Origin of the sequence: Microcoleus sp. B6-A1 (assembly GCF_036705085.1) — a bacterium.
In the GTDB taxonomy this organism is placed as follows: Bacteria; Cyanobacteriota; Cyanobacteriia; order Cyanobacteriales; family Microcoleaceae; genus Microcoleus.
Window position 1 is genome coordinate 1 of the sequence record NZ_JAUBTU010000174.1, and the last position, 3,724, is coordinate 3,724.

Annotated in this window: 2 protein-coding genes and 1 pseudogene; 2 read left to right on the forward strand and 1 reads right to left on the reverse strand. The window is 47.8% G+C overall.

The features are described 5' to 3' along the window. Window positions 1–408 precede the first annotated feature (408 nt). Complete coding sequence (locus QUB11_RS30890) at window positions 409–1,326, forward strand: fructosamine kinase family protein (RefSeq protein WP_333207487.1); 918 nt, start codon at window positions 409–411, stop codon at window positions 1,324–1,326. A gap of 79 nt (window positions 1,327–1,405) precedes the next feature. Here QUB11_RS30890 and QUB11_RS30895 read toward each other — a convergent pair whose 3' ends face one another. Beyond that, window positions 1,406–3,106, reverse strand: coding sequence for an ABC-F family ATP-binding cassette domain-containing protein (locus tag QUB11_RS30895; protein WP_333207486.1), 1,701 nt, complete (start codon window positions 3,104–3,106; stop codon window positions 1,406–1,408). A gap of 293 nt (window positions 3,107–3,399) precedes the next feature. On the opposite strand from QUB11_RS30895, the pseudogene QUB11_RS30900 reads away from it, so the two are divergent. Further along, window positions 3,400–3,716 (forward strand): annotated as a pseudogene (locus QUB11_RS30900) (element excision factor XisH family protein). Window positions 3,717–3,724 lie beyond the last annotated feature (8 nt).

Genomic DNA, 3,724 nt, shown 5'->3' on the forward strand with positions numbered 1-3,724 from the left:
CCCGTTGATAGGCGTTAAGTGGAAGTCCTGAGAGGGATGAAGCTGAGGCGTACTAATAGACCGAGGGCTTGACCTCTGTTTCCACATGGTGATGATGATGACTTAATTCTCTGCAGTCTTCAGGGTTTTTTACCCTTACAACTTTTCGCTAGTGTCGCCAGACGCAGGGCCACCACTGGGATTCCATCCCGAGCTCGCTTGTTAAACCCCCAGGTGGCGAAGATATTTGGCCCTTCACTGCCGATCGAAAATACCTCAATCCTTCCAACCACTTTTAAACAAAAGCTCCTCTCTGCTGTACAGGTAGGGGCTTTCTTGTTTGTGCTGATTAATTTTGATTAATTTTTAATTCGGTATCCCTGTTAAATTAATTTCGATCGCCCTCATCCCTCAACAGGATTTCATGCTATGTGGGATAAAATTGCCGCACGCATTAGCGAAGTAACGGGAAACAAATTTTCGATCGACAATCGCCGTTCCATCAGCGGTGGCTGCATCAATCAAGGCTATTCTATCAGCAGCAGTTCCCGCACTTACTTCGTAAAAATCAATCAAGCTTGCCAAGTCGCGATGTTTGAAGCTGAAGCGCTGGGTTTGCAGCAAATGCGGCAAACCCAGACGATTCGAGTACCTGAGCCGATTTGCTGGGGAACTGAGGGGAATTCAGCTTATATTGTGCTGGAATGGCTGGATTTGGGAAGTCGCGGGGGCGATCGAGCTTGGGAAGAAATGGGGCGAAAACTCGCCGAAATGCACAAATACACCCCCCCCAGCCCCCCCTTGCTAAGGGGGGGAGAAGAGCCGAATTCGGGCTTATTGAGGGGAGTTTTTGGGTGGGATATTAATAATACGATCGGCTCAACGGTGCAAATTAATAATTGGACGGCAAATTGGGCAGAATTTTGGGCAGAACATCGGATTGGTTATCAGTTAAAATTGGCTAAGCGTCGGGGGGGTCATTTTCCGCAAGGGGAACGTTTATTAGAGATGATTCCTGAATTGTTAGCTGGTTATGAACCTCAACCCTCGCTAGTTCACGGGGATTTGTGGGGGGGAAATGCGGGGGTGACATCTACGGGGGAACCGGTGATTTTTGACCCGGCAACTTATTTTGGAGATAGAGAAGTTGATATTGCGATGACGGAGTTATTTGGCGGGTTTCCGGCGCTGTTTTATCGAGGATATAATCAGGTTTGGTCGTTGGATGGAGGCTACGAGCGGCGGAAAAGTTTATATAATCTATATCACATTTTGAATCATTTTAATTTGTTTGGTGGGAGTTATGAGTCGCAGGCGAATCAGATGATTAAGAGAGTCTTGGGTTAGAAATAGGGATGTTTTATTTCTAACCGCAGATGAACGCAGATAAACGCAGATCTAAGGTTTATCTGCGACCGTTGCCACTTTATTTTTGCTTAGCAGTCGCTTTTTTCTTCGCTTCTTTTTCTGCTTTTTTAGCCGCTTTTTCAGCTTCAAGTTTTGCGATTTGTGCTAGCTCTTTTTCCTCAGCAATTTTATCGAGATAGTAGTGGTAATCTCCCAAATAAGGGCGAAATTCTCCATCCCGAATCTCGACAATTTTGTTAGCTACTTGGGAGATGAAATAGCGATCGTGCGAAACGATAATTACGGTACCGTCATAATTCTGAATCGCTTCTTCCATCATCTCTTTGGCCGGAATGTCGAGGTGATTTGTCGGTTCGTCCAAAATCAGCAAATTCACGGGAGTCAACAGCATTTTTGCCAAAGCTAGGCGGGCTTTTTCGCCGCCGCTTAAAGCGCCGACTTGTTTGAATACTGTTTCGCCCGTAAATAAGAAACGGCCCAACAAAGTCCGGACTTCTTCATTTTTCCAGTCGGGAACTTCGTCGTGAATCGTTTCGATCACGCTTTTATTCAAATCTAAGGCTTCTGCCTGATTCTGTTCAAAGTAACCGGGGATGACGTTGTGGCCTCCCAATTTGACTGTACCTTCAGAAGGCTTTTCTAAACCCATAATCAGTCGCAGCAGGGTGGATTTGCCCGCGCCGTTGGGACCGAGAAAGGCTATGCGATCGCCCCTTTCAATTAACAAGTCTGCTCCCAAAAATAGGATTTTTTCGCCGTAGGTGTGCACCAAATCTTCAATTATTGCTACTTCGCGGCCGCTGCGGGGTGCGGGGGGAAAGCGAAAATGCAAAGTTTTTAATCCGCCAGTGGGCGCTTCGATGCGTTCGATTTTATCTAACTGTTTCTCGCGACTTTTGGCTTGGGTGCTGCGAGTGGCGCTGGCGCGGAATTTTTCTACGAATGCTTGCTGTTTTTCGAGTTCTTTTTGCTGGCTTTCGTAGGCGCTGAGTTGGGCTTCTCTGGCTTCTGCTTTTTGCAGCAGGTAGGAGGAGTAGTTGCCGAGGTAGGTGCTGGAAACGCCGCGTTCGGTTTCGACGATTTGGGTGCAGAGCCGATCGAGAAATTCCCGGTCATGGGATACGATTACCATTGGGGTTGTCAGCCCTTTGAGGTATACTTCCAGCCATTCGATGGTTTCTAAGTCGAGGTGGTTGGTAGGTTCGTCTAGCAGCAGGATGTCTGGTTTTTGCAGGAGAATTTTGCCCAAACTCATCCGCATTTGCCAGCCGCCGCTGAAGGCGCTGACTAATCGATCGCCATCTTCGGGTTCAAATCCGATTTCGGGCAGAATTTTCTCGATTTGGGCTTCTAAACCGTAGCCGTTTAAGCCTTCAAATTGCCGTTGCAGCCGATCCATTTTGTGGATCAATTCGTCGAGATTTTCTGGGGAGGAGTTTTCCAAGTCTCGATGGACTTGCATCAGGGATTCGTGGACTTCGTTGGCTTCGCTGAAGGCGCGCCAAAATTCTTCTCTGACGGTGCGAGTCGGATCTACTTCAAATTCTTGGGAGAGGTAGGCGATGTGGAGGCTGGCGGGGCGAATGACTTCGCCTGCGGTGGGTTCGATTTCGCCGGCGATGATTTTGAGTTGGGTGGATTTGCCGGCACCGTTAACGCCTACTAAGCCGATGCGATCGCCTGGCTTGACTTCCCAGGTGACATCTTTGAGTACGACGCCTGTGGGGTAAATTTTACTGATGTGTTCGAGTCGCAGCATTGTTGTGGGGACTGGGGAAGGGCTGGTTTAGCGGCGGATGGGATGCCGGCGCTGAGGTCGAGTTAATCTTAACAAATTTTAATTATATTTAGCGTATTGCCAGATTTTGATTTGGTAGGAGTTACGCGAAGAAACCGGGTTTCTCTGAAAAATCGCAGATTCTGGGCTAGAGATATAGGAAGAAACCCGGTTTCTGCCCTTGATGTGGGTTCAGGACTATTTGGGTGGGGCGAGCCTCTTCGAGGGCTTCGCTAACGGGCGATCGTGTTGTTTCAGATTGAATTTCTCGAATAATGGTTGAGACTTCTGCACATTATAATAGTCAGTGTCAACCTCTATCGCAAAAGAGAGCGATCGTGCCAGCAAGAGACATTTATCATCAAGTTGTCAAACAGGCTCTGATTAAGGCGGGCTGGACAACTACCCATGATCCGTATCCCTTGGCTTGGGCGAAGAGAAACCGATCGATATTGGTGCCGAACAGCTATTAGCTGCTGAGAACAATGATCGCAAGATAGCAGTTGAAGTTAAAAGTTTTATCACCCACATTCCGCACCCCCAACTGGCACATACGCGGATTGAGGAAGTAAAAGTGAATCATCGGAGATAATAATGAGT

Excerpts from the sequence above, each read along its gene's own strand:
- QUB11_RS30890 (WP_333207487.1), top strand. The coding sequence starts at position 409 with ATGTGGGATAAAATTGCCGCACGCATTAGCGAAGTAACGGGAAACAAA.
- QUB11_RS30895 (WP_333207486.1), bottom strand. The coding sequence starts at position 3,106 with ATGCTGCGACTCGAACACATCAGTAAAATTTACCCCACAGGCGTCGTA.